Annotated in this window: 21 protein-coding genes; 14 read left to right on the top strand and 7 right to left on the bottom strand. The window is 67.2% G+C overall.

Annotated features, from left to right (window positions below; all coding sequences use genetic code 11):
* Window position 1: 1 nt before the first annotated feature.
* A complete protein-coding gene (locus AZL_RS09025; protein WP_173380476.1) occupies window positions 2-1,372 on the top strand; it encodes a PQQ-binding-like beta-propeller repeat protein in 1,371 nt (456 codons plus the stop codon).
* Between the two features lie 41 nt (window positions 1,373-1,413).
* Complete coding sequence (der, locus tag AZL_RS09020) at window positions 1,414-2,808, top strand: ribosome biogenesis GTPase Der (RefSeq protein ID WP_012974322.1); 1,395 nt, start codon at window positions 1,414-1,416, stop codon at window positions 2,806-2,808.
* A gap of 50 nt (window positions 2,809-2,858) precedes the next feature.
* On the opposite strand, the gene AZL_RS09015 is transcribed toward der, so the two are convergent.
* From AZL_RS09015 to map, 4 genes are read right to left on the bottom strand one after another with little or no spacing between them, the layout of a single operon-like run.
* The gene (locus AZL_RS09015) at window positions 2,859-3,299 is read right to left on the bottom strand and encodes a cupin domain-containing protein (protein ID WP_012974321.1); all 441 of its coding nucleotides are present in this window, start codon (window positions 3,297-3,299) and stop codon (window positions 2,859-2,861) included.
* Window positions 3,292-3,885 (bottom strand): Uma2 family endonuclease, encoded by a 594-nt coding sequence (locus AZL_RS09010; RefSeq protein ID WP_012974320.1) that lies wholly within the window; start codon window positions 3,883-3,885, stop codon window positions 3,292-3,294. Before AZL_RS09010 ends, AZL_RS09015 begins: the two co-directional genes overlap by 8 nt.
* 36 nt (window positions 3,886-3,921) lie before the next feature.
* Entirely contained in the window at window positions 3,922-4,527 is a 606-nt protein-coding gene (locus AZL_RS09005; protein ID WP_012974319.1) for an NUDIX hydrolase, read from the bottom strand.
* Window positions 4,524-5,375: a type I methionyl aminopeptidase gene (gene map, locus AZL_RS09000; protein ID WP_012974318.1), complete on the bottom strand. Its 852-nt coding sequence runs from the start codon at window positions 5,373-5,375 to the stop codon at window positions 4,524-4,526. The genes AZL_RS09005 and map overlap by 4 nt, the downstream gene beginning before the upstream one ends.
* A gap of 303 nt (window positions 5,376-5,678) precedes the next feature.
* Here map and AZL_RS08995 point away from each other — a divergent pair, with 303 nt between their 5' ends.
* From AZL_RS08995 to AZL_RS08970, 6 genes are all read left to right on the top strand, one after another.
* Window positions 5,679-6,479 (top strand): hypothetical protein, encoded by an 801-nt coding sequence (locus tag AZL_RS08995; protein ID WP_012974317.1) that lies wholly within the window; start codon window positions 5,679-5,681, stop codon window positions 6,477-6,479.
* Between the two features lie 146 nt (window positions 6,480-6,625).
* Window positions 6,626-7,621, top strand: a complete 996-nt coding sequence (locus AZL_RS33335) for a tetratricopeptide repeat protein (protein ID WP_052293651.1) — start codon at window positions 6,626-6,628, stop codon at window positions 7,619-7,621.
* A 91-nt stretch (window positions 7,622-7,712) separates the two neighbouring features.
* Window positions 7,713-9,161, top strand: coding sequence for a DNA repair protein RadA (radA, locus tag AZL_RS08985; RefSeq protein WP_012974315.1), 1,449 nt, complete (start codon window positions 7,713-7,715; stop codon window positions 9,159-9,161).
* Between the two features lie 43 nt (window positions 9,162-9,204).
* Window positions 9,205-9,894 (top strand): CvpA family protein, encoded by a 690-nt coding sequence (locus AZL_RS08980; RefSeq protein WP_012974314.1) that lies wholly within the window; start codon window positions 9,205-9,207, stop codon window positions 9,892-9,894.
* 108 nt (window positions 9,895-10,002) lie between these two features.
* Window positions 10,003-11,451 carry an amidophosphoribosyltransferase gene (purF, locus tag AZL_RS08975; protein WP_042442850.1) on the top strand — a complete coding sequence of 483 codons (1,449 nt, stop codon included), beginning with the start codon at window positions 10,003-10,005 and terminating at the stop codon, window positions 11,449-11,451.
* A 79-nt stretch (window positions 11,452-11,530) separates the two neighbouring features.
* Window positions 11,531-12,238, top strand: coding sequence for an SDR family NAD(P)-dependent oxidoreductase (locus AZL_RS08970; protein ID WP_012974312.1), 708 nt, complete (start codon window positions 11,531-11,533; stop codon window positions 12,236-12,238).
* 53 nt (window positions 12,239-12,291) lie between these two features.
* On the opposite strand, the gene ccoG is transcribed toward AZL_RS08970, so the two are convergent.
* Complete coding sequence (gene ccoG, locus AZL_RS08965; RefSeq protein WP_012974311.1) at window positions 12,292-13,836, bottom strand: cytochrome c oxidase accessory protein CcoG; 1,545 nt, start codon at window positions 13,834-13,836, stop codon at window positions 12,292-12,294.
* A 122-nt stretch (window positions 13,837-13,958) separates the two neighbouring features.
* Complete coding sequence (locus tag AZL_RS08960; protein WP_012974310.1) at window positions 13,959-14,537, bottom strand: HD domain-containing protein; 579 nt, start codon at window positions 14,535-14,537, stop codon at window positions 13,959-13,961.
* Window positions 14,538-14,605: 68 nt separating this feature from the next.
* On the opposite strand from AZL_RS08960, the gene AZL_RS08955 reads away from it, so the two are divergent.
* The 5 genes from AZL_RS08955 to AZL_RS08935 all read left to right on the top strand — a co-directional run bounded on the left by AZL_RS08955 (window position 14,606) and on the right by AZL_RS08935 (window position 17,517).
* Window positions 14,606-15,796, top strand: coding sequence for a vWA domain-containing protein (locus tag AZL_RS08955; protein ID WP_012974309.1), 1,191 nt, complete (start codon window positions 14,606-14,608; stop codon window positions 15,794-15,796).
* A gap of 343 nt (window positions 15,797-16,139) precedes the next feature.
* Window positions 16,140-16,466, top strand: a complete 327-nt coding sequence (locus AZL_RS08950; protein ID WP_012974308.1) for an ArsR/SmtB family transcription factor — start codon at window positions 16,140-16,142, stop codon at window positions 16,464-16,466.
* Window positions 16,467-16,477: 11 nt separating this feature from the next.
* On the top strand, window positions 16,478-16,741 hold the full coding sequence (locus AZL_RS08945) for a hypothetical protein (protein WP_012974307.1): 264 nt from the start codon (window positions 16,478-16,480) through the stop codon (window positions 16,739-16,741).
* Window positions 16,738-17,082, top strand: a complete 345-nt coding sequence (locus tag AZL_RS08940) for a DUF3817 domain-containing protein (RefSeq protein WP_012974306.1) — start codon at window positions 16,738-16,740, stop codon at window positions 17,080-17,082. The genes AZL_RS08945 and AZL_RS08940 overlap by 4 nt, the downstream gene beginning before the upstream one ends.
* A gap of 9 nt (window positions 17,083-17,091) precedes the next feature.
* On the top strand, window positions 17,092-17,517 hold the full coding sequence (locus AZL_RS08935; protein ID WP_012974305.1) for a CopD family protein: 426 nt from the start codon (window positions 17,092-17,094) through the stop codon (window positions 17,515-17,517).
* A 256-nt stretch (window positions 17,518-17,773) separates the two neighbouring features.
* Here the strand turns inward: AZL_RS08935 and AZL_RS08930 are convergent, their stop codons facing one another.
* A complete protein-coding gene (locus AZL_RS08930; protein ID WP_148219263.1) occupies window positions 17,774-18,124 on the bottom strand; it encodes a hypothetical protein in 351 nt (116 codons plus the stop codon).
* Between the two features lie 464 nt (window positions 18,125-18,588).
* On the opposite strand from AZL_RS08930, the gene AZL_RS08925 reads away from it, so the two are divergent.
* The gene (locus AZL_RS08925; RefSeq protein ID WP_012974304.1) at window positions 18,589-19,455 is read left to right on the top strand and encodes a hypothetical protein; all 867 of its coding nucleotides are present in this window, start codon (window positions 18,589-18,591) and stop codon (window positions 19,453-19,455) included.
* Window positions 19,456-19,561 lie beyond the last annotated feature (106 nt).

Raw genomic sequence — 19,561 nt, 5'->3', positions numbered from 1 at the left:
CATGACGACCGACAAGACCACGAAGATCGTGAAGGCCGGCTCCATCCGCCGCGCGGCGCTGCTGTCGGCCTCGCTGCTGTCCGTCCTCCTCGCCGGCTGCGACACGGTGGACAGCTGGTTCGGCAAGACGCCCGATCCGGCCCTGCCGGGCAAGCGCATCGCCGTCCTCCAGCGCGAGCGCAAGGTGGAGCCGGACGCCCAGCTCGCCGCCACCGCCGTCGCCGTGCCGCCGCAGACCGTCAACGCCGCCTGGGCGCAGCCCGGCGGCACGACCGAGCATGCGCTGGGCAACCTCGCTTTGTCGGCCAGCCCGTCCGACGCCTGGCGCGCCGACATCGGGTCGGGCTCCAGCAGTTCGCGCGCCCTGCTCGGTACGCCGGTGATCGCCGACGGCCGCATCTTCGCCATGGACGCCGAGTCGCATGTCACAGCCCTGAACGAGCGCGGCGGCCAGTCCTTGTGGCGGGTCGACACCCGGCCGGAGAACGAGCGCGGCGGCGCCACCGGCGGCGGCGTCGCCTATGCCGATGGCCGCGTCTATGCCGCCACCGGCTTCGCCGAGGTGCTGTCGCTCGATGCCGGCAGCGGCAAGGTGCTGTGGCGCAAGCGCATCGCCGGCCCGGTCCGCGGGGCGCCGACGGTCGCCGGCGGTCGTGTGATGGTGATCACGCTCGACAACCAGACCATCGCGCTGTCCGCCACCGACGGTGCGGTCCAATGGTCGCACCAGGGCATCCTGGAGACCGCCGGCCTGCTCGGCGCCGCCAGCCCGGCGGCCACCGGCACGCTGGTCGTCGCCCCCTATTCCTCGGGCGAGCTGTTCGGCCTGCGTCCGGAGAATGGCCGCGTCGCCTGGCAGGAGAGCCTCGCCAACATCCGCCGCAGCGGCGCGCTCAGCAATCTGGCCGACATCCGCGGCCTGCCGGTGATCGATCGCGGCGCCGTCTATGCCATCGGCCATTCCGGCCGCATGGTCGCCATCGACGAGCGTGTCGGCGCCCGCATCTGGGAAACCGAGATCGGCGGCGTCAACACCCTCTGGCTGGCCGGCGATTATCTCTTCGCCGTCACCAACGACCAGGAGGTCGTCGCGGTGGCGCGCCAGAACGGCAAGATCCGCTGGGTGTCGCCGCTCGCCCGCTTCAAGGATCCGGAGGACAAGACCGGCCCGATCGTCTGGTCCGGCCCGGTGCTGGCGGGCAACCGCCTGTGGGTCGCCGGCTCCAACGGCCAGCTGCTCGGCCTGTCGCCGACGGACGGCAAGGTGGAGGTGACGCGCTCGCTTCCCGCCGCCGCCTACTTGTCTCCGGTCGTTGCCAACAACACTCTCTATGTGCTGTGCGACAACGGAACGCTCGTCGCGTTCCGTTGATCGCGGATTTCCTCCGTCTGTTGTGAAAGGCCTTTGGCCCCATGTCGTTCACCGTGGTCCTCGTCGGTCGGCCGAATGTCGGCAAATCGACCCTCTTCAACCGTCTGGCCGGCAAGAAGCTGGCCCTGGTGGACGATACGCCGGGCGTCACCCGTGACTGGCGCTCGGCCCCGGCCCATGTCGGCGGCCTGTCCTTCACCGTCGTCGACACCGCCGGGCTGGAGGACGTGACCGACGACAGCCTGGAGGCGCGCATGCGCCGCCAGACCGAGCAGGCGCTCGCCCGCGCCGACGTGGCGCTGTTCATCATCGACGCCCGCGCCGGGGTCACCCCGCTGGACCGCCATTTCGCCAACCTGCTGCGCCGGGGCAAGACGCCGGTCCTGCTGGTCGCCAACAAGACCGAGGGCAGGGCGGGGCAGCCCGGCATGTTCGAGGCCTATGAGCTCGGCCTGGGCGACCCGATTCCGCTGTCCGCCGAGCATGGCGAGGGCATGGCCGATCTGGTCGAGGCGCTGCTGCCCTACGCCCCGGCCGAGGAGGCCGGCGAGGCGGAGGAGAGGGACGACGGCTTCGATCCCTCCATCCCGGTCGGCGACCAGCCGGAGCCGGAGGAGGACCTCAGCAAGCCGATCCAGATCGCCATCGTCGGCCGTCCGAATGTCGGCAAATCGACCCTGCTCAACAGCCTGCTCGGCGAGGAGCGGGTGCTGACCGGGCCCGAGGCCGGCATGACCCGCGACGCCATCACGGTGGATTGGGAATGGCGCGACCGCCGCTTCAAGCTGGTCGACACCGCCGGCATGCGCCGCCGCGCCCGCGTCGATGAGAAGGTCGAAAAGCTGGCGGTCGCCGACAGCCTGCGCGTCATCCGCATGGCCAATGTCGTGGTGCTGGTGGTCGATGCCGGCGCCATCCTCGACAAGCAGGACCTGACCATCGCCCGTCTGGTGATCTCGGAGGGGCGCGCCCTGGTGATCGCCGTCAACAAGTGGGACACGGTCGATGACCGCGCCATGGCGCTGCGTCAGGTCGAGGACAAGCTCCAGGCCGCGCTCGGCTACATCAAGGGGGTGACGGTCGTCACCATCTCGGCGTTGAAGGGCCACAAGCTCGAAACGCTGCTGGACGGCGTGCTGGAGACCTACACGGTCTGGAACCGCCGCATCCCCACCGCCCAGCTGAACCGCTGGATCGAGGGCGTTCTCGAACACCATCCGCCGCCCCTGGTCGAGGGCCGCCGGGTGAAGATCCGCTACGTCACCCAGGTGAAGACCCGTCCGCCGACCTTCGCGCTCTTCGTCAACAAGCCGCTGGACCTGCCGGAAAGCTACCAGCGCTATCTGACGACCCATCTGCGCGAGAGCTTCGACATGCCGGGCGTTCCGGTGCGCCTGCTGCTGCGCAAGGGCAAGAACCCGTACGCCGAGGATTGAGTTCGAGCTCCCCTCTCCCCTCCGGGGGAGAGGGGGCCGTCATCCGTCCCTCATGCGTCTTCCCCCGGCTCCCATCCCTCCGGCGCCATCCGGAAGCCGGCGAACTCGAAGGCCGGCGCCACGGCGCAGCTGACCAGCGACCAGTCGCCGAGGCTGCGCGCCGCCTGCCACGCCCCGACCGGGACCACCGCCTGCGGCCGTTCGCCGCCGGCGATGTCCATTCCCAGCCGGAGACGCTCGACGGCGCCGCCCTCCTGATGAACCGACAGCTCCAGCGGCGCGCCGCCGTGCCAGAGCCAGATCTCCACGGCATCCACGGTATGCCAGTGCGACCGTTCGCCGGCCCGCAGCAGGAAATAGATCGCCGTCACCGCTCCACGCCCGCCATCCCCCGCCGCGCGGTAGGTCTCGGCGTAGAGGCCACCCTCAGGATGCGGCCGCAACCCCAGCAGCTCGATCAGCCGTTCGGCGCTCAGGCTCTGGTCAGGCATCGTCGCTCTCGCCCGTGAGGATGGTCAGGTCGAAGGACACCCGCGTGTCCTCATAGATCGCCGCCAGCGGCAGCATCACCTCCAGCGCCGGGATCGTCAGCGCACCGTCCCGCCCAGACAGCAGCTCGTGCGTCCAGCCGTCGCCCGTTCGCCGGAAACTTTCGATCACCGCCACGCGCTGATGAACCAGCACATATTGGGTCAGCGACGGCAAGGTGCGGTAAGCGGCGTTCTTGGTGGTATGGTCGTAGCTCGACGTGCTGTCCGACAGCACCTCGACGATCACCGTCGGCTCGGTCGCCAGCCGGTCACGGTCGTCCACCCTGGCGCAGGTGACGAAAACATCGGGGTAGAACACCGATCCGTCGACCAGAATCCGCATGGTCTCCTGGAACACCCGGCATGGCGTTCCGCGCAACGCCGCCCGCAAGGCCACGTAGATGTTACCGGAGATCTGGTTGTGGGCGACTGTGCCGCCAACCATGGCGACGATCTCGCCCTGGAGGAGTTCATGCCGGCTGTCCTGCCGCTCCTCCCAGGCCAGGAACTCGTCGAGTGTCATTCGGCTTTGCTTGCGCAGTGCCATGACCGCCCCCTGGTCGGTGAAAGTCCAGCTTCCTTTCTACACCGCCCTCGCCCGCGCCGCCATGCCCAGCCCCTCGCGCAGTTCGGGCAGCAGCATCGCCCCCAGCATGGCGATCACCGGCAAGAGGGCGTAATCGCCACGCGCCGCCGCGTCGATCAGCGCGCGGGCGCTGTGCAGCTCGATCCGCATGTCCTCCAGATCGCCGTGATCGGGCTCCGCCACCTTGCGGGCGCCCTTGGCGTGGAACATGTGGCAGGTGCTGCCCCTGGCATTCGCCCCGACGACGAAGCCGCCCAGCGCCGTCCAGTCGTCGGCGGCATAGCCGGTCTCCTCCAGCAGCTCGCGCCTGGCGGCGGCCAGCGGCTCCTCGCCGGGTTCGATGGCGCCGGCGGGGAAGGTCAGGCTGACACGGCGCGGCCCATGCTTGTAGGTGCGCAGCATCACGATCTCGCCGGCCTCGGTCTCGACATACATCAGCGCATAGTCGGGCTGGTCGAGCTGGTAGAAGCTCTCCACCGTCCTTCCGTCCGGCAGCCGCACCGTCTCCGCCCGCACCTTCAGATAGGGGCTGGCGTCGAGCAGCTCGCGGCTGCCCAGCACCTCCCACGGCTCGAGCTCGTCATGCTTGCGTTCGTCGCTCATGCGGCGGCTCCATAGGGCGGCTTGGTGAAGCCGGCGGGCGAGAGGGTGAAGATCTCGCAGCCATCCTCGGTGATGCCGATCTGGTGCTCGAACTGGGCCGACAGCGAGCGGTCGCGGGTGACCGTGGTCCAGCCGTCGGACAGGGTCTTCACCTCCGGCCGCCCGGCATTGATCATCGGCTCCACCGTGAAGACCATGCCGGGGCGCAGCTCGACACCGGTGCCGGGCTTGCCGAAATGATCGACATGGGGCGCGTCGTGGAAGACCTGCCCGATGCCATGCCCGCCGAAATCGCGCACGACGGAGCAGCGCGCCGCCTCGGCCATCGTCTGGATGGCATGGCCGATGTCGCCCAGCCGGTTGCCTGGCCTGGCCTGGGCGATGCCGGCCATCATGCAGCGCCAGGTCAGATCGACCAGCTTGCGCGCCTTCACCCCGACCTTCTCGCCGACGAGATACATGCGGCTGCTGTCGCCGTACCAGCCGTCCAGGATGACCGTGACGTCGATATTGACGATGTCGCCGTCCACCAGCTTCTTGTCGTCGCTGGGGATGCCGTGGTTGACGACATGGTTCGGCGAGATGCAGCTGCACGCCGGATAGCCATGGTACCCCAGCGTCGCCGGGATGCCGCCGCGGTCGCGCTGGAACGCCTCGATCAGCCTGTCGAGCCGTCCGGTGCTGACGCCCGGCACCACGAAGGGCGTGATGTAATCCAGCGTCTCGGCCGCCAGCCGGCAGGCCTTGCGCAGCGCCTCGAATCCCTCCGGGCCATGCAGCACGATGCGCCGCTGGTCACTGTCTGCCACGAAACCCGTCTCCCGCTCGATCAGTCGTCGCCGATCCATATCACATCCGCGTCCGGATGGCAGGCGCCATGCGCCGGGCGCTCGCGGGCGGCAGCCATGCCTCAAGTAACTTCAAAAAAGTTACAACAAATGTTCACCTATATCCATTCGTCATAACCAATTTTATGTATAAAACCTCATGGAAAAAATGGCGGATCAAATACTTCTGGTTATGGTAGGTTGGGTGTTACTGGGGTGGCCGCGCCAAAGGTCAGATAACATTTGGCCCATAGATAATAACATGAATGGCGCGCGCCAATTCCGATCAGGATTTTGAACTGTAACTGTACAGAGGGGACAAAAGTGTCGGGATCCGTAAGCAAGGCTGCTCTGCTTTCACTGTGCGTGTTGACCGTCGCCGGCTGCCAGACCGGCGGCGGCCAGGGACCGACCGGGGCCGCCGCCGGCGCCACCAGCGTCGGGGCGCAGGAGAACATGCAGCGCTGCGGCGAGCCGCTCGGTACGCTGGCGATCGACGATGGCCGGGAGGAGGCGTGGTGGGGCCCCTTCACCACCGCCACCCAGGTCACGACGCTGGAGCCGCTGATCCGTCTGGTGGTGGCGCAGTCCAACTGCTTCGTCATCACGTCGATGGGCAACAGCCGCCAGACCTCGCGGATGGACAAGATCACCAACACCCAGCGCAACGGCGAATTCCGCGCCGGCTCCAAGCAGGAGAAGGGCCAGCGCGTCGCCGCCGATTACTGGATGGAACCGGCGATCGTCTTCAGCGAATCGAACACGGGCGCCATCGGCGGCGCCATCGGCGGCGCGCTGCTCGGATCGGTGGGCTCCGCGCTCGGCGGCACCCTGTCCACCAAGAGCGCCACGACCACGCTGTCGCTGTTCGACATCCGCTCGCAGGTGCAGATCGGCATCTCCACCGGCACCGCCGACGCGACCGATTTCGGCGCGATGCTCGGGGCACTCGGCCCCAGCGCCGGCGGCGCGCTCGGCGGCTATACCAGGACCCCGGCGGGCAAGACCACCGTCATCTCCTTCGTGAACGCCTACAACGACATGGTCATCTCGCTGAAGAACTATAAGGCGCAGAATGTCCGTGGCGGCCTGGGCAAGGGCGGCACGATGAAGGTCGGCAACTGATCCCGCCGATCCTCCCGCCTGTTTTCCTGCCGAAGACCGGCGCCGGGCCGGCGGATGGGGGTGACGACCTCCCATCCGCCGGCCCGGATCGCCGTGTCATGCCTTTGCTGATCCTTCCATGGATTTTCGCTTCGGGGTGCCGCTCCATGCTCAAGACGGCCAAGTCCAAAAACGCCCGACCTGTCACCGCCCAACCCGTCACCGTCCTGCCTGTCGCCGTCCTGCTGGGCGTCCTGCTGGCCGGATGCGTTTCCGCGCCGCAGCAGCGCCAGACCGTGCGCATCTGCACCGGCGGCGATTGTTCGATCCAGGACGCCTCCGTCCAGACATTCGTCCCCCAGGACGACCCGCGCGCCAGTCCGCCACGCGATCCCGATGCCTATGCCGGGGAAAGCCGGGCCGATCTCCAGGCCGCCGCCGCGTCGGGCGATGTCGTCGCCGCCTACAAGCTGGGCATGGCCGCCCTGTCCGGCACCGGCGGGGCCAAGAGCGCGGAGACCGCCGCCCGCTGGTTCCGTCAGGCGGCCGATGGCGGCCATGGCTGGGCGGCCTATCGCCTGGGCGAGATGTACCGCAGCGGCCGGGGTGTCCCGCGCGACCGCCAACTGGCCTTGCACTATCTGACCGCCGCCGCTTCGGCCCGGCAACCGCTCGCCGCGAACGCGCTCGGCGTGATGGCGCTGACCGGCGACGGGTTGCCCAGGGACAGCGCCCAGGCGGCCCGCTGGTTCACCATCGCCGCCGAACAGGGAGTCGCTGATGCCCAGTATAATCTGGCCCTGCTGACCTTCCATGGCGACGGCGTCCCGCGCGACCTGTCCGGCGCGCTGGAGTGGATGCGCCATGCCGGCGGCAACGGCAACGTCAAGGCGCAGACCGCGGTCGGCCGGCTCTATCTGACCGGGCTCGACACCATGGGGCAGGATTTCACCGAGGCCAAGACCTGGCTGTCGCTCGCCGCCCAGAAGGGCGACCGCGAGGCGGGCAAGCTGCTGGAGGAGGCGGTGCGCCGGGAGCGGGAGGAGCAGGACTATCGCCGGAGACTGGCGGAGCAGTCGGCCCAGACCATGGCCTATTGGGCGCAGGCCGCCTATGTGCGCGAACTGAACACCACCACCGTCTATCATTACTGGTACTGGTGAGGCGGGGCGGGAGTTCGTCCGATGTCATAGGAATCCGGGAGGGGGCTTGCTATATGATGCGCAGCCTTGGACAGCCCGGACCCTAAGACCTTTGGCGAAGCCCACCACCCGATATGTCTGCCAGGCCTGCGGCGCCTCCTTCCCCAAATGGGCGGGAAAGTGCGACGCCTGCGGCGAATGGAACAGCCTCGTCGAGGAGGCGGCACCCGACAGCGCGCCCAAGGGGCTGGGCGCCGCCCGCGGGCGGCGCATCGATTTCGTCGGCCTGCATGGCTCCAGCGAGGCGCCGCCGCGCCGCATGACCGGCATCGCCGAGTTCGACCGCGTGTGCGGCGGCGGGCTGGTTCCCGGCTCGGCCATCCTGATCGGCGGCGATCCCGGCATCGGCAAATCGACCCTTCTGCTCCAGGCGATGGCCCGGCTGTCGCAGGACCACCGCTGCGCCTATGTCTCGGGCGAGGAGGCGGTGGATCAGGTGCGGCTGCGCGCCCAGCGTCTCGGCTGCGCGTCGGCCCCGGTCGATCTCGCGTCGGCCACCAGCGTGCGCGACATCGTCGCCTCGCTGGACGAGGCCAGGGGGCCGGAGGTGATCGTCATCGATTCGATCCAGACCATGTATATGGACAATCTGGACAGCGCCCCCGGCACCGTCGCCCAGGTCCGCGCCAGCGCGCAGGAACTGATCCGCGTCGCCAAGCGGCGCGGCGTCGTGCTGTTGCTGGTCGGACACGTCACCAAGGAAGGCATGATCGCCGGTCCCCGCGTGCTGGAGCACATGGTGGACACGGTTCTGTATTTCGAGGGCGAGCGCGGCCACCAGTTCCGCATCCTGCGCGCGGTGAAGAACCGCTTCGGCCCGACCGACGAGATCGGCGTGTTCGAGATGGGCGACGGTGGTCTGGGCGAGGTCGCCAACCCGTCGGCCCTGTTCCTCGCCGAACGGCGCGGCGACGTGTCGGGTGCGGCGGTCTTCGCCGGGATGGAGGGCACGCGCCCCGTCCTGGTCGAGGTGCAGGCGCTGGTCGCGCCGTCGCCGCTCGGCACGCCGCGCCGCGCGGTGGTCGGCTGGGATTCCGCCCGCCTCGCCATGGTGCTGGCGGTGCTGGAGGCGCGCTGTGGCGTGCAGATCGGCGCCAACGACGTCTATCTGAATGTGGCCGGCGGCCTGCGCATCACCGAACCCGCCGCCGACCTCGCCGTCGCCGCGGCGCTGGTCTCCTCCCTGACCGGGGAGCCGGTGCCGGCCGATGCCGTGGTGTTCGGCGAGATCGGCCTGTCGGGCGAGGTCCGCGCCGTCGGCCAGAGCGACACGAGGCTGAAGGAGGCGGCGAAGCTCGGCTTCTCCTCCGCCATCTTCCCGGCGCGCCGTGCCGGCGGGAAGGGCGGCCGCGGCGACAACGGGCTGAAGACGGTCGAACTCCAGCAGTTGGGCGAGCTGATGCCGCTGTTCCAGCCGCAGGGGGCATCCGGCCGTCCGCCGTCACGGCGGCCCCATGACGACAACGACACGCGCCGCTGGCGCGACGACGAGTATATCTGATTCCGACCACCCCCTTCACTGGCAGAGCAATCGGCATAGGGTCATGGACAATCTTCCCGTCAATCCGGTGGACGCCGTCGTCATCGCCGTGCTGCTTCTGGCCGCGCTGCTCGCCTTCAGCCGCGGCATGGTGGCGGAGGTGGTGTCGGTCGCCGCCTGGGCCGGCGCATCGGTCATCACGCTCTACGCGCTGCCCCATGTGCTTCCCTATGCGCAGATCTATATCCGCTTCGAGATGCTGGCCTATGCCGTCTCGGCGGTCGGGGTGTTCGTCGTCGCGCTGGTCGTGCTGACGCTTGTCGGGCGCAGCCTGTCGCGCGGGGTGCAGAACTCGGCCCTGTCGGCGCTGGACCGTACGCTGGGCTTCGTCTTCGGGCTGGTGAAGGGGGCGGTTCTGGTCTCCATCGCCTACCTGTTCTTCCTGTGGCTGGTGCCGAAGCCCGAGGAACAGCCGGTCTGGTTGCGGGAGGCGAAGACCCGGCCCTTCCTGGCGATGGGGGCGGAGACGCTCTATGCCTTCGTCCCGGAGACTTTGCGCAAGGAGGGGCTCGGCCAGATGGACATGGCGCGCGAGCGCGCGAAACAGGCGATGGAGGCCAAGCAGGCGCTCGACCGTCTGTCGACGCCGGTGCCCAGCCCCGCGAAGACCGGGGGTGCGCAGGCGCCCGATACCGGTTATAAGGACCGCGACCGCGCCGACCTTGAAAGGCTGATGCAGAACAACGCCCGCTGAGCTTGACCGCTCGGTTCTTGGCGCGATTGACGTTTGTGGACCGTGGTTTTTTTCCGTTGCATGTGCTGACGCGCCCTCCGGCGCCTCCTGGACGAAGGACTTCTGGTGATGCTGACGACGCATCCGTTCGACGACGACAAGCTGCGCGAGGAGTGCGGCGTGTTCGGCATCTACGGCAACCCGCAGGCGGGCGCCATCACGGCGCTGGGCCTGCATGCCTTGCAGCACCGCGGGCAGGAGGCGGCGGGCATCGTCAGCTTCGACGGCGGCCGCTTCCATCTCCAGCACACGCTGGGGCTGGTCGGTGACCATTTCAGCTCCGAGGCGATCATCGCCAAGCTGAAGGGCGCCAGCGCCATCGGCCATGTGCGCTACGCCACCACCGGCGACACCTCGATCCGCAACGTCCAGCCGCTCTATGCCGATTTCGAGTTCGGCGGTTTCGCGCTGGCCCACAACGGCAACCTGACCAACGCGCAGACCCTGCGCCGCCAGCTCGTGCGCCGCGGCTGCCTGTTCCAGTCCTCCACCGACACCGAGGTGATCGTCCATCTGATGGCGACCGCCCGCGGCGGCTCGCCGGTCGACCGGCTGATCGAGGCGGTGCGGCAGGTCGAGGGCGCCTTCTCCCTGGTGGCGCTGACCTCCAAGGAGGTCATCGGCGTGCGCGACGCGCTCGGCGTCCGGCCGCTGGTGCTGGGCAAGCTGGGCGACACCTACATCCTGGCCAGCGAGACCTGCGCCTTCGACATCGTCGGCGCCGATTATGTCCGCGACGTCGAGCCGGGCGAGATGATCGTCATCGACGGCGACGGCCTGCACAGCCTGCACCCGTTCCAGCCGCAGCAGCGCCGGCTCTGCATCTTCGAGTACATCTACTTCGCCCGTCCCGACAGCGTGATGGAGGGCACCTCCGTCTATCAGGCCCGCCAGCGCATCGGCCGCGAGCTGGCGCGCGAGGCCGGGGTCCCCGCCGACGTCATCGTGCCGGTGCCGGACAGCGGCGTGCCGGCGGCGCTGGGCTACGCCCAGGAGGCCGGGGTGCCTTTCGACCTCGGCATCATCCGCAACCATTATGTCGGCCGCACCTTCATCGAGCCGACCGACCAGATCCGCCATCTCGGCGTGAAGCTGAAGCACAACGCCAACCGCGCGATGATCGAGGGCAAGCGCGTCGTGCTGGTCGATGATTCGATCGTGCGCGGCACCACCTCCAAGAAGATCGTCGAGATGGTGCGCGCCGCCGGGGCCAAGGAGGTGCATATGCGCATCTCCAGCCCGCCGACCTCGCATCCCTGCTTCTACGGCATCGACACGCCGGAACAGGGCAAGCTGCTGGCCCACCGCATGACGGTGGAGCAGATGCGCGACTTCATCCAGGCCGACAGCCTCGCCTTCATCTCGCTCGACGGCCTCTATCGCGCCATGGGCGAGGAGAGGCGCGACCCGGCGAGGCTCGGCTATTGCGACGCCTGCTTCACCGGCGACTACCCGATCCCGCTGACCGATGCGCTGGAAAGCCCGCCGACCGAGGCGAACGTCCCCGTCCGCGCCTGACCGACCAAAACCCTCTTCCTCCCCGGAAGAGGGTTTTTCCTATGTGAACGAACAATAATCCAGGAAACGAGCCGTCCCCATGTCCCGTCTGTCCGGCCGCATCGCTCTCGTCACCGGCGCGTCGCGCGGCATCGGCGCCGCCGTCGCCAAGCGCTTCGCCGCCGAAGGCGCCCATCTGGTCCTGGTCGCCCGCACCGTCGGCGGGCTGGAGGAGACCGACGACGCCATCCAGAAGATCTCCGGCCAGTCGGCGACGCTGGTGCCGATGGATCTGCGCGACTATGACAAGATCGACCAGCTCGGCCACGCGCTCTACCAGCGTTTCGGCAAGCTCGACGTGGTGGTCGGCAATGCCGGCGCGCTGGAGGCTCTGGGGCCGGTCGCCCAGTATGATCCGAAGCTGTGGTCGCGGGTGATGGACCTGAACGTCACCGCCAACTACCGGCTGATCCGTTCGATGGATCCGCTGCTGCGCGCGTCGGGCAGCGGGCGGGCGATCTACGTCACGTCGGCCGCCGCCCAGGCGCCGCAGCATTACTGGATGCCCTATGGCGCCAGCAAGGCGGCGCTGGAGATGATCGTGAAGACCTACGCGATGGAGGTCGCCGGCTCCAGCCTGCGCGTCAACCTGATCGACCCCGGCATCGTGGCGAGCAAGCTGCGCACCCAGGCCTTCCCCGGCGAGGATCCGACCAAGGTCGCCCAGCCGGACCAGGTGACCGACGCCTTCGTCGAACTGGCCGAGGCCGCTTGCGCCCGCCACGGCGAACTGGTCCAGGCGCAATGAAGAACACCATCCCCCCTCGCCCCTGCGGAGAGGGGGGATGACCCTGTCCCAGGCTACGGCGCCATGAACACGCTGGCGTGGCGGCCGGCTTCGCCGCTGGCCTGTTCCCTGGCGATCACCGCCACGTCGGTCGAGCCCGACTTCACCGCCGCCGCCGGAACCTTGACGAACACGCGGTAGGTCGCCACCGAATCGGCCTCCGCCTTCAGGGTGAGGCTGCCGCCACCGGCCGCCGGAGCGCCCGTCCCGGTGTCGCCGGCCCCGCTTTCGCCGACCACCGACAGATGGGCGTCGCGCAGCCCGTCGACGGTCACGACATAGCTGCGGGCGATGTGGGTCTTGTTCAGCAGCTTGATGGTGTAGGCGTTCTGCACCGACCCGTCGGACAGGGTGACGAACAGCGGGGCGCGGTCGCGCAGCACGCTGACGTCCAGCGTCGGGCGCAGCAGCAGGGCGATGCCCATGGCGCAGACGACGATCAGCATGATCAGCGAATAGATCACCGTGCGCGGCCGGATCAGCTTCACCCGTTCCGGCTTGCCGTCGATCTTGGCGATCTGGTTGGACTGGGTGTCGAAGCGCACGAGGTCGAGCGGACGGCCGATCTGCGCCATCACGTCGTTGCAGGCGTCGACGCACAGGCCGCAGCCGATGCAGGAGATCTGCTGGCCCTCGCGGATGTCGGTGCCGGTCGGGCAGACATGGACGCATTGCTTGCAGTCGATGCAGTCGCCCAGCCCCGCCGCCCGCCGGTCGTCCCAGCTCTGCGACTTGCGCAGCGGCCCGCGGCCCTCGCCGCGCCAATCCTCATAGGTGACCAGGAAGGTGTCCTCGTCGACCATCGCCGACTGGAAGCTGCGCCACGGGCAGACATAGATGCAGATCTGTTCGCGCGCCCAGCCGGCGAAGAAATAGGTGGTGAAGCTGAACAGCGCGATGAAGGTCGCCACCCCGCTGGTGATCCGCCCGTGCAGCAGCTCGCCCATCAGCGTCGGCGCGTCGTTGAAGTAGAACACCCAGGCCCCGCCGGTCAGCAGCGAGATCAGGATCCAGGCGGCATGCTTGGCGGTCTTGCGCACCAGCTTCGCACCGGTCATCGGCGCCTTGTCCAGCCGGATGCGGGTGGTGCGCGGCCCCTCGATCTTGCGCTCGACCCACATGAACAGGTCGGTCCACACCGTCTGCGGGCAGGCGTAGCCGCACCAGATGCGCCCGGCCAGCGTGGTGGCGAAGAAGATGCCGAAGGCGCCGAGGATCAAGAGACCGGTCAGGTAATAGACCTCCTGCGGCCAGATCTCGATCCACAGGAAATAGGCGCGGCGCCCGACCATGTCGATCAGCACCGCCTGATCCGGGATGCCCGGCCCGCGTTCCCAGCGCAACCACGGCGTGACGTAGTAGATCGCCAGCAGGAGGATCAGGGCGGCCCACTTGATCTGGCGGAAGCGCCCCTTCACGTCGGCGGCATAGACCTTGGGCCGGTTGATGAACCAGTGGCGTCCCGGCTCCTCATGCGGTTCGGCATGGGGCTGGGCCGCCTGTCCGCCGGAGGGGGCGGGGCGGCGGGTGAGGGTGGTGTCTTCTTGGCGAAGGGACATGGCATCTTTCCTCGGCCGTCAGCGGCACGGGTGGCGTCGGCATCGTCCCTTCTCCATAAGCCTTCCGTGATGAAGCCGCATTGCGCGATGTCAATCGCCCCCGGCCATATCCGTCTCCGGCCTCAACCGTTCTGCCCGCGCAGCTCCGCCAGCCCGTCGTGATAGGCGCGGTCGAACAGGGCCTCCAGCCGGGCGTCGACGCCGCGCAGGCCGGCGACCACCGCATGGGCCCATTCGAAATACTCGACCTTGCGCGACAGCGGCCAGTCGGCGGGCGGGCTGTGCGCCATCGAGCGCAGGTTCGACACCTTGTCGGCCAGCTTCACCAGCTTGGCCCGGCGCGAGGCGTGGGGGGCGGCGTCGATCTGGCGCTGCTTGCGCTCGGCCTTCGACATGCGCTTGTCGTCGGTGGTCTCGGCCACCACCTGCACGACCTCGACGCCGAACAGCTGCTCGATCTCCTCATAGCTGGCGTCGGTGTCCTCCAGCGTGTCGTGCAGCAACGCCGCGATCACCACCACCGCATCCTTGCCTTCGGTCGCCTGGGCCACCAGCAGGGCGACCTCCGACAGGTGGTTGACATAGGGTTCGGCGCGCACGCCCTTGCGGCGCTGGTCGATGTGCTTGTGCGCGGCGAAATCCAGCGCACGGGCGAAATCGAGAAGGGGGGCGCCGGGCAGGGAGGCGTTTGGCGGGCTCATGCTGTTCTCTCGGCTGGGGCATTGCATTATCCTCGGTCCGGGGACACCCCACGCCAAGGATCGCGCCCATGTTCACGACTTTCTTCTTCGATCTGCGCAAGGCCGGCATCCCCGTCTCGCTGACGGAGTATCTGACCCTCATGGAGGCCATGAAGCGGGGCACGGCGTCCTTCCGCGTCGAGGAGTTCTATTATCTCAGTCGTGCATGTCTGGTTAAGGACGAACGCAATCTCGACCGCTTCGACCGCGTCTTCGCCGCCACCTTCGACGGCCTGACCGATGACACCCCCTCGAAGGAGGAAATCCCCGTCACCGACCTGCCGGAGGAGTGGCTGCGCAAGCTGGCCGAACGCTTCCTGACCGAGGAGGAGAAGGCGCGGGTCCAGGCGCTCGGCGGCTGGGACAAGCTGATGGAGACGCTGGCCCAGCGCCTGGCCGAGCAGAAGGGCCGGCATCAGGGCGGCTCCAAATGGATCGGCACCGCCGGCACCTCGCCCTTCGGCGCCTATGGCTACAACCCGGAGGGGGTGCGCATCGGCCAGCGGGAGAGCCGCCACCGCCGCGCGGTGAAGGTGTGGGACCGCCGCGAGTTCCGCAATTTCGACGACCGGGTCGAGATCGGCACCCGCAACATCAAGGTTGCCCTGCGCCGCCTGCGCAAATTCGCCCGCAGCGGGGCGGCCAGCGAGCTGGATTTGCCCGGCACCATCCGCGCCACCGCCAACAACGCCGGCTGGCTCGACCTGAAGATGGTGCCGGAGCGCCACAACACGATCAAGGTGCTGCTGTTCCTCGATGTCGGCGGCTCGATGGACGACCATATCCGTCTGGTCGAGGAGCTGTTCTCCGCCGCGCGCGGCGAGTTCAAGCATCTCGAACATTTCTATTTCCACAACTGCGTCTATGAGGGTGTCTGGCGCGACAACGCGCGGCGCCATGCCGAGCGCATCCCGACCTGGGACGTGCTGCGCACCTATCCCGCCGACTACAAGCTGGTCTTCGTTGGTGACGCCGCCATGAGCCCCTACGAGATCCTTTATCCCGGCGGCAGCGTCGAGCATTGGAACGAGGAGGCCGGGCAGGTGTGGATGCAGCGCCTGCTGTCGGTCTATGCCAAGGCGGTGTGGCTGAATCCGGCGGCGCCGCGATATTGGGACTATACGGAAAGCACCCGCCTGCTCCAGCGCCTGATGGGCGGGCGGATGTTCCCGCTGACGCTGGAGGGGCTGGACGGGGCGATGCGGGAGCTGGGGCGGTAAGAGAATCCGCCGTCCATATGGTGATGGGCGGTGATGTCGGCTCCGCTTCTGTCGGCTCTGCCCCTCTCGGCTTGCGGCGTGCGGACGCCATCGCTCGACAGGGTTCGCGTTCGAGGACCATTCCCGTCGGGCCGCTCGTCGGTTGTCCCGGTCACCTTCGGCCACCATCAACCTCAGGCCGGCGTGCCACACGCACGCGGGGCAAGCGTATGCGTGCCGCCTCACCTCGGGCGCGGACGGTCAAATCAATTTTGAAAGAGAAATCTTCCACCTATCAGTTTTTCTTGACGGGTTGGGCGATTAACCTGTAAGAAAAATATTACTGGTAAAAGGCGGAGCGGACATGACCCGTAGCGGCGACCAATTGCTTGAGATGCTGTCGGCGCTGGCGAACCCGCACCGGCTGCGGATCGTCGCGACGCTGAGCGTCATGGGGCGAACCTATGTCAGCCAGTTGGCGCGGGAGATCGGCATCAGCCGTCCGCTTCTGCACCTCCATTTGCGGAAACTTGAGGAGGCGGGTCTCGTCACCAGCCGGCTTGAGGTCTCGTCCGATGGGAAAGCCCTCAATTTCTTCGAAGTCGCCTCATTCGCGATTGAACTGACGCCTGCGGTGATCGCCGCGGCCGCGTCTTCCCTGACCGCAACCACCAGAAATTCCGCCTCCTGAAGGAGCCTCCGATGATCGGCAAAGAATCCTATTTCCTTCTCGTCACGATCCTCGTCCTCGTCACGATCCTTCTGATTTTCGCGATGAAGTATGTCTCATCCGCCCGCCGGGCCCGGATGCAGATCGCCGGCGACGCCGCATATCGCGACCTTGCCGAACGGACGCTCAAGGCGCAGGAGGAACTGACCGCGACCCTGGCTTCGATCCGGGGCAGCGTCACGCAGATCGAGGGCCGGCTCGCCAGCGTGGAGAAAGTCCTGAAGGATGTCGGATGATGGCGCCGGAAACCGATGTGGGATCCGATATGGAGGATCGCCGGCAGATGCTGCGGATGCGGATAGCCTGCCTCGTTGAGGGAGGCACGCTGATCCTCCTGCTCTTCGTGGCCGTGCCGCTGAAGCATTTCGCCGATTTTCCTGATGCCGTGCGGGCGATCGGGCCGATCCACGGTCTCGCTTTCCTGACCTATCTCTGGATGCTGGTCCGGATGGTGGCGGCCGGCGGCTGGTCGCGGGGCGAGATGATCAAGCTCCTCATCGCCGCCATGCTCCCCTTCGGCGCCTTCGTCAGCGCGCGCACCCTGAGCCGGCGAGCGGCGCTCGCTTCGACCGTTTGAGGCGCCGTCATGACCTATCTATGGATAAAGGGGCTCCACATAATTTCGGTGATGGTCTGGATCGGCGGGATGTTTGGCGCGGCGATCGCCATCACCGCTGTTTCCACCTCGAAAAGCCTGTCTTACACATCAGGTCATGCCGATATCATCGACGCCTTGCGCCGTTGGGACCGCCGGGTGACCGCGCCGGCGATGCTGCTGGCCTGGCTTTTCGGGGTGGCCGTGGCGATGCAAGGCGGCTGGTTCGGCTCGCCCTGGCTGATGATGAAGCTGGTGTTCGTTGTCGCCCTGTCAGGGCTGCATGGAATGCTGGCAGGCACGCTTCGGAAACTTGGCCAGACGGGTCAGCCTGCGGCGATGTCGTGCTACGCGCCGCCGGCGATCATCGTCGCGATGATCGTGATTGTTCTTATCGTGGTTTTAAAGCCCTACTGACATCCAGCGGCACAGCCGATCTACATCGGCCCGTCTCCAACGTTCTCCCGTGTAGCAACTCGCTTTATTCGGCCCGCTACTGGCAGAAACCCGGAGCGGGTGCGCATCGGCCAGCACGGGAGCCGCCTCCGCCGAGCTGTAGAGGTGTGGGGCCGCCGCGAATTCCGCACTCTCGACGACCGGGCTCCGCGATGAGCGTGGGGAGGGGGCTTGGCCGGATGTCGCCGGCGGCTTTGATCCGCCGGCGCTCACCACATTATTTGCAGCTGCTGGCGACCTGCGCCGACGGGGTGCATTGGGCGTTGCCGGCGGTCAGTGTGCCGGTGATCGTCCCGTCGTTCGCGACGTTCAGCGCGTAATTGCAACCATTGGAGCTTCCGGCCTTCTTCGAGCTGATCAGGGTGCAGATCTTGCCGGCAACCTGGATCATCAGTTCGGGGCTGGTCGGATCGTGCGACCATTTCAAGCTGGACGACAGATTTTCACCCGGCGAGGCGATGCTGGCATTGGACGTGATGGTCACAGTGTCGGCGTGGGCTGCCCCGGCTGAAAAAGCCGCGAAGGCCAGAACGGTGCCAATCATAGCCGTCTTGAGAGAAGAACGCATCTTATACTCCATTGTACAATGATTGGTTATAATGCGATGCACAAGATTGTGTGTTCCTTTGTGCGTAACCATAATCATTTCAAATATAAATAATATCAACTCAATCATTGAATCGAAATGAATCACATTTTCGCGCTCTATAAAATATCATATTGGTACATGTCGTTTATTATTATAATTAATAAATAATACCATTGAGTGAATTCCAAATTCAGGTAATGTGTTCAAATGTATGATGAGAGTTTTGCCTTATGATTGGTGTGGCGAAACAGCATCACATATTTCTCTTGATATATTGGCCATCGTCCAGTTTTGATCAGAATATTTTTTCGCACATCCCGGGTTCAAGCCATGCCTCTGCCTGACGAAGACAGCGGTTTCTAAATTATGATAATTTTCCTATCAATATCCTGAAACCTGGGTTGGAATGGGAGTAATCGCCTACCCGATCCAGGAGCCGCCCCATGCCCGCCGATTGCCTGCCCCCCAACAAGGCCGCCGCCAACGCCCCCGACAACGCCGCCAACGCCGCCGCCGCCGGCCTGCCCTGGTGGGCCGAGGATCCGCCGGTTCCCGCCGACGGCTCGCTGGTGCCCGGTTCGCGCTTCCACGAGGAGCAATGGGTGATGGCCGCCGGCATGCTCGCGCGCGGCGCCTCCTTCCAGCAGGTCGCCCGCGCCATGGGGTGCAGCCGCACCACGCTGTGGCGGGCCTATTACGGGTCGCCGGCCTTCACCCACCGGGTCTGGTGGGAGCGGCAGGCGCTGAACCGGGAATCGGAGCTTCGCCTCGCCTCGCTCCGCGCCCTGGCGACGGAGCAGATCGAGCGGCTGGTTTCGGCCGGCGATCCCTCCACCGTCCGCTGGGTGGCCGACCGGCTCGGCCTGTTCAAGGGGCTCGACAGCCAGCCGGCCGAGACCGTCCGTCCCGCCGCCGCCGGGTGGGACGCCGCCCCGCCTGACACCATGCCGTCCCAAACCATGCCGCCCGCCAGCCCGGCGCCCGATCCCATGCGGGAGGCCGGCGCCGATCCCGAACCGGCGATTCACCCGGCGGCCGACCCGGCGGCCGATTGCGCGGATGCTCCCATCGCCCATTTCGCCGCCGGTCTGGCCGCCGCCGATCTCGATGATGATTCCGTCCCCGGCGCGCTTCGCGAACGCACCCCGCCCGATCCGCATGAGGTCGCCGCCGTCCTCGCCCGGCCCGAGGCCGAAGGACCCAAGGGCGTCTATCCCTGGACCCTCAACCCCGACGACCGCTTTCCCAATCTCGGTTCGGCGCGGGAACGGCGGGGTGGGGCGGCCGCCTTCCCCCGGCGCGGCGGCTGAGCCGGTGAACCATGGAGCGCCACCATGGAACGCCACCATGGAACGCCACCGGGAAAACCGCTCCCGGTGTTTCAAATGTTCCATTCCGCCGGCCGCCGCCCCCTCT

The organism is Azospirillum sp. B510 (assembly GCF_000010725.1).
GTDB lineage: Bacteria > Pseudomonadota > Alphaproteobacteria > Azospirillales > Azospirillaceae > Azospirillum > Azospirillum lipoferum_B.
The sequence above is the reverse complement of the archived record's forward strand: the minus strand, read 5'-3'. Positions and strand labels throughout refer to the sequence as shown.

What these genes read in the sequence shown, in the direction of transcription:
- AZL_RS08955 (WP_012974309.1), top strand. Translation starts at nt 14,606, where the DNA reads ATGTTCACGACTTTCTTCTTCGATCTGCGCAAGGCCGGCATCCCCGTC.
- AZL_RS09025 (WP_173380476.1), top strand. Translation starts at nt 2, where the DNA reads ATGACGACCGACAAGACCACGAAGATCGTGAAGGCCGGCTCCATCCGC.
- AZL_RS08940 (WP_012974306.1), top strand. Translation starts at nt 16,738, where the DNA reads ATGATGGCGCCGGAAACCGATGTGGGATCCGATATGGAGGATCGCCGG.
- AZL_RS08945 (WP_012974307.1), top strand. Translation starts at nt 16,478, where the DNA reads ATGATCGGCAAAGAATCCTATTTCCTTCTCGTCACGATCCTCGTCCTC.
- AZL_RS08980 (WP_012974314.1), top strand. Translation starts at nt 9,205, where the DNA reads ATGGACAATCTTCCCGTCAATCCGGTGGACGCCGTCGTCATCGCCGTG.
- AZL_RS09015 (WP_012974321.1), bottom strand. Translation starts at nt 3,299, where the DNA reads ATGCCTGACCAGAGCCTGAGCGCCGAACGGCTGATCGAGCTGCTGGGG.
- der (WP_012974322.1), top strand. Translation starts at nt 1,414, where the DNA reads ATGTCGTTCACCGTGGTCCTCGTCGGTCGGCCGAATGTCGGCAAATCG.
- AZL_RS09010 (WP_012974320.1), bottom strand. Translation starts at nt 3,885, where the DNA reads ATGGCACTGCGCAAGCAAAGCCGAATGACACTCGACGAGTTCCTGGCC.
- AZL_RS08970 (WP_012974312.1), top strand. Translation starts at nt 11,531, where the DNA reads ATGTCCCGTCTGTCCGGCCGCATCGCTCTCGTCACCGGCGCGTCGCGC.
- ccoG (WP_012974311.1), bottom strand. Translation starts at nt 13,836, where the DNA reads ATGTCCCTTCGCCAAGAAGACACCACCCTCACCCGCCGCCCCGCCCCC.
- purF (WP_042442850.1), top strand. Translation starts at nt 10,003, where the DNA reads ATGCTGACGACGCATCCGTTCGACGACGACAAGCTGCGCGAGGAGTGC.
- AZL_RS08950 (WP_012974308.1), top strand. Translation starts at nt 16,140, where the DNA reads ATGACCCGTAGCGGCGACCAATTGCTTGAGATGCTGTCGGCGCTGGCG.
- map (WP_012974318.1), bottom strand. Translation starts at nt 5,375, where the DNA reads ATGGATCGGCGACGACTGATCGAGCGGGAGACGGGTTTCGTGGCAGAC.
- AZL_RS33335 (WP_052293651.1), top strand. Translation starts at nt 6,626, where the DNA reads ATGCTCAAGACGGCCAAGTCCAAAAACGCCCGACCTGTCACCGCCCAA.
- AZL_RS08935 (WP_012974305.1), top strand. Translation starts at nt 17,092, where the DNA reads ATGACCTATCTATGGATAAAGGGGCTCCACATAATTTCGGTGATGGTC.
- AZL_RS08925 (WP_012974304.1), top strand. Translation starts at nt 18,589, where the DNA reads ATGCCCGCCGATTGCCTGCCCCCCAACAAGGCCGCCGCCAACGCCCCC.
- AZL_RS08960 (WP_012974310.1), bottom strand. Translation starts at nt 14,537, where the DNA reads ATGAGCCCGCCAAACGCCTCCCTGCCCGGCGCCCCCCTTCTCGATTTC.
- AZL_RS09005 (WP_012974319.1), bottom strand. Translation starts at nt 4,527, where the DNA reads ATGAGCGACGAACGCAAGCATGACGAGCTCGAGCCGTGGGAGGTGCTG.
- AZL_RS08930 (WP_148219263.1), bottom strand. Translation starts at nt 18,124, where the DNA reads ATGCGTTCTTCTCTCAAGACGGCTATGATTGGCACCGTTCTGGCCTTC.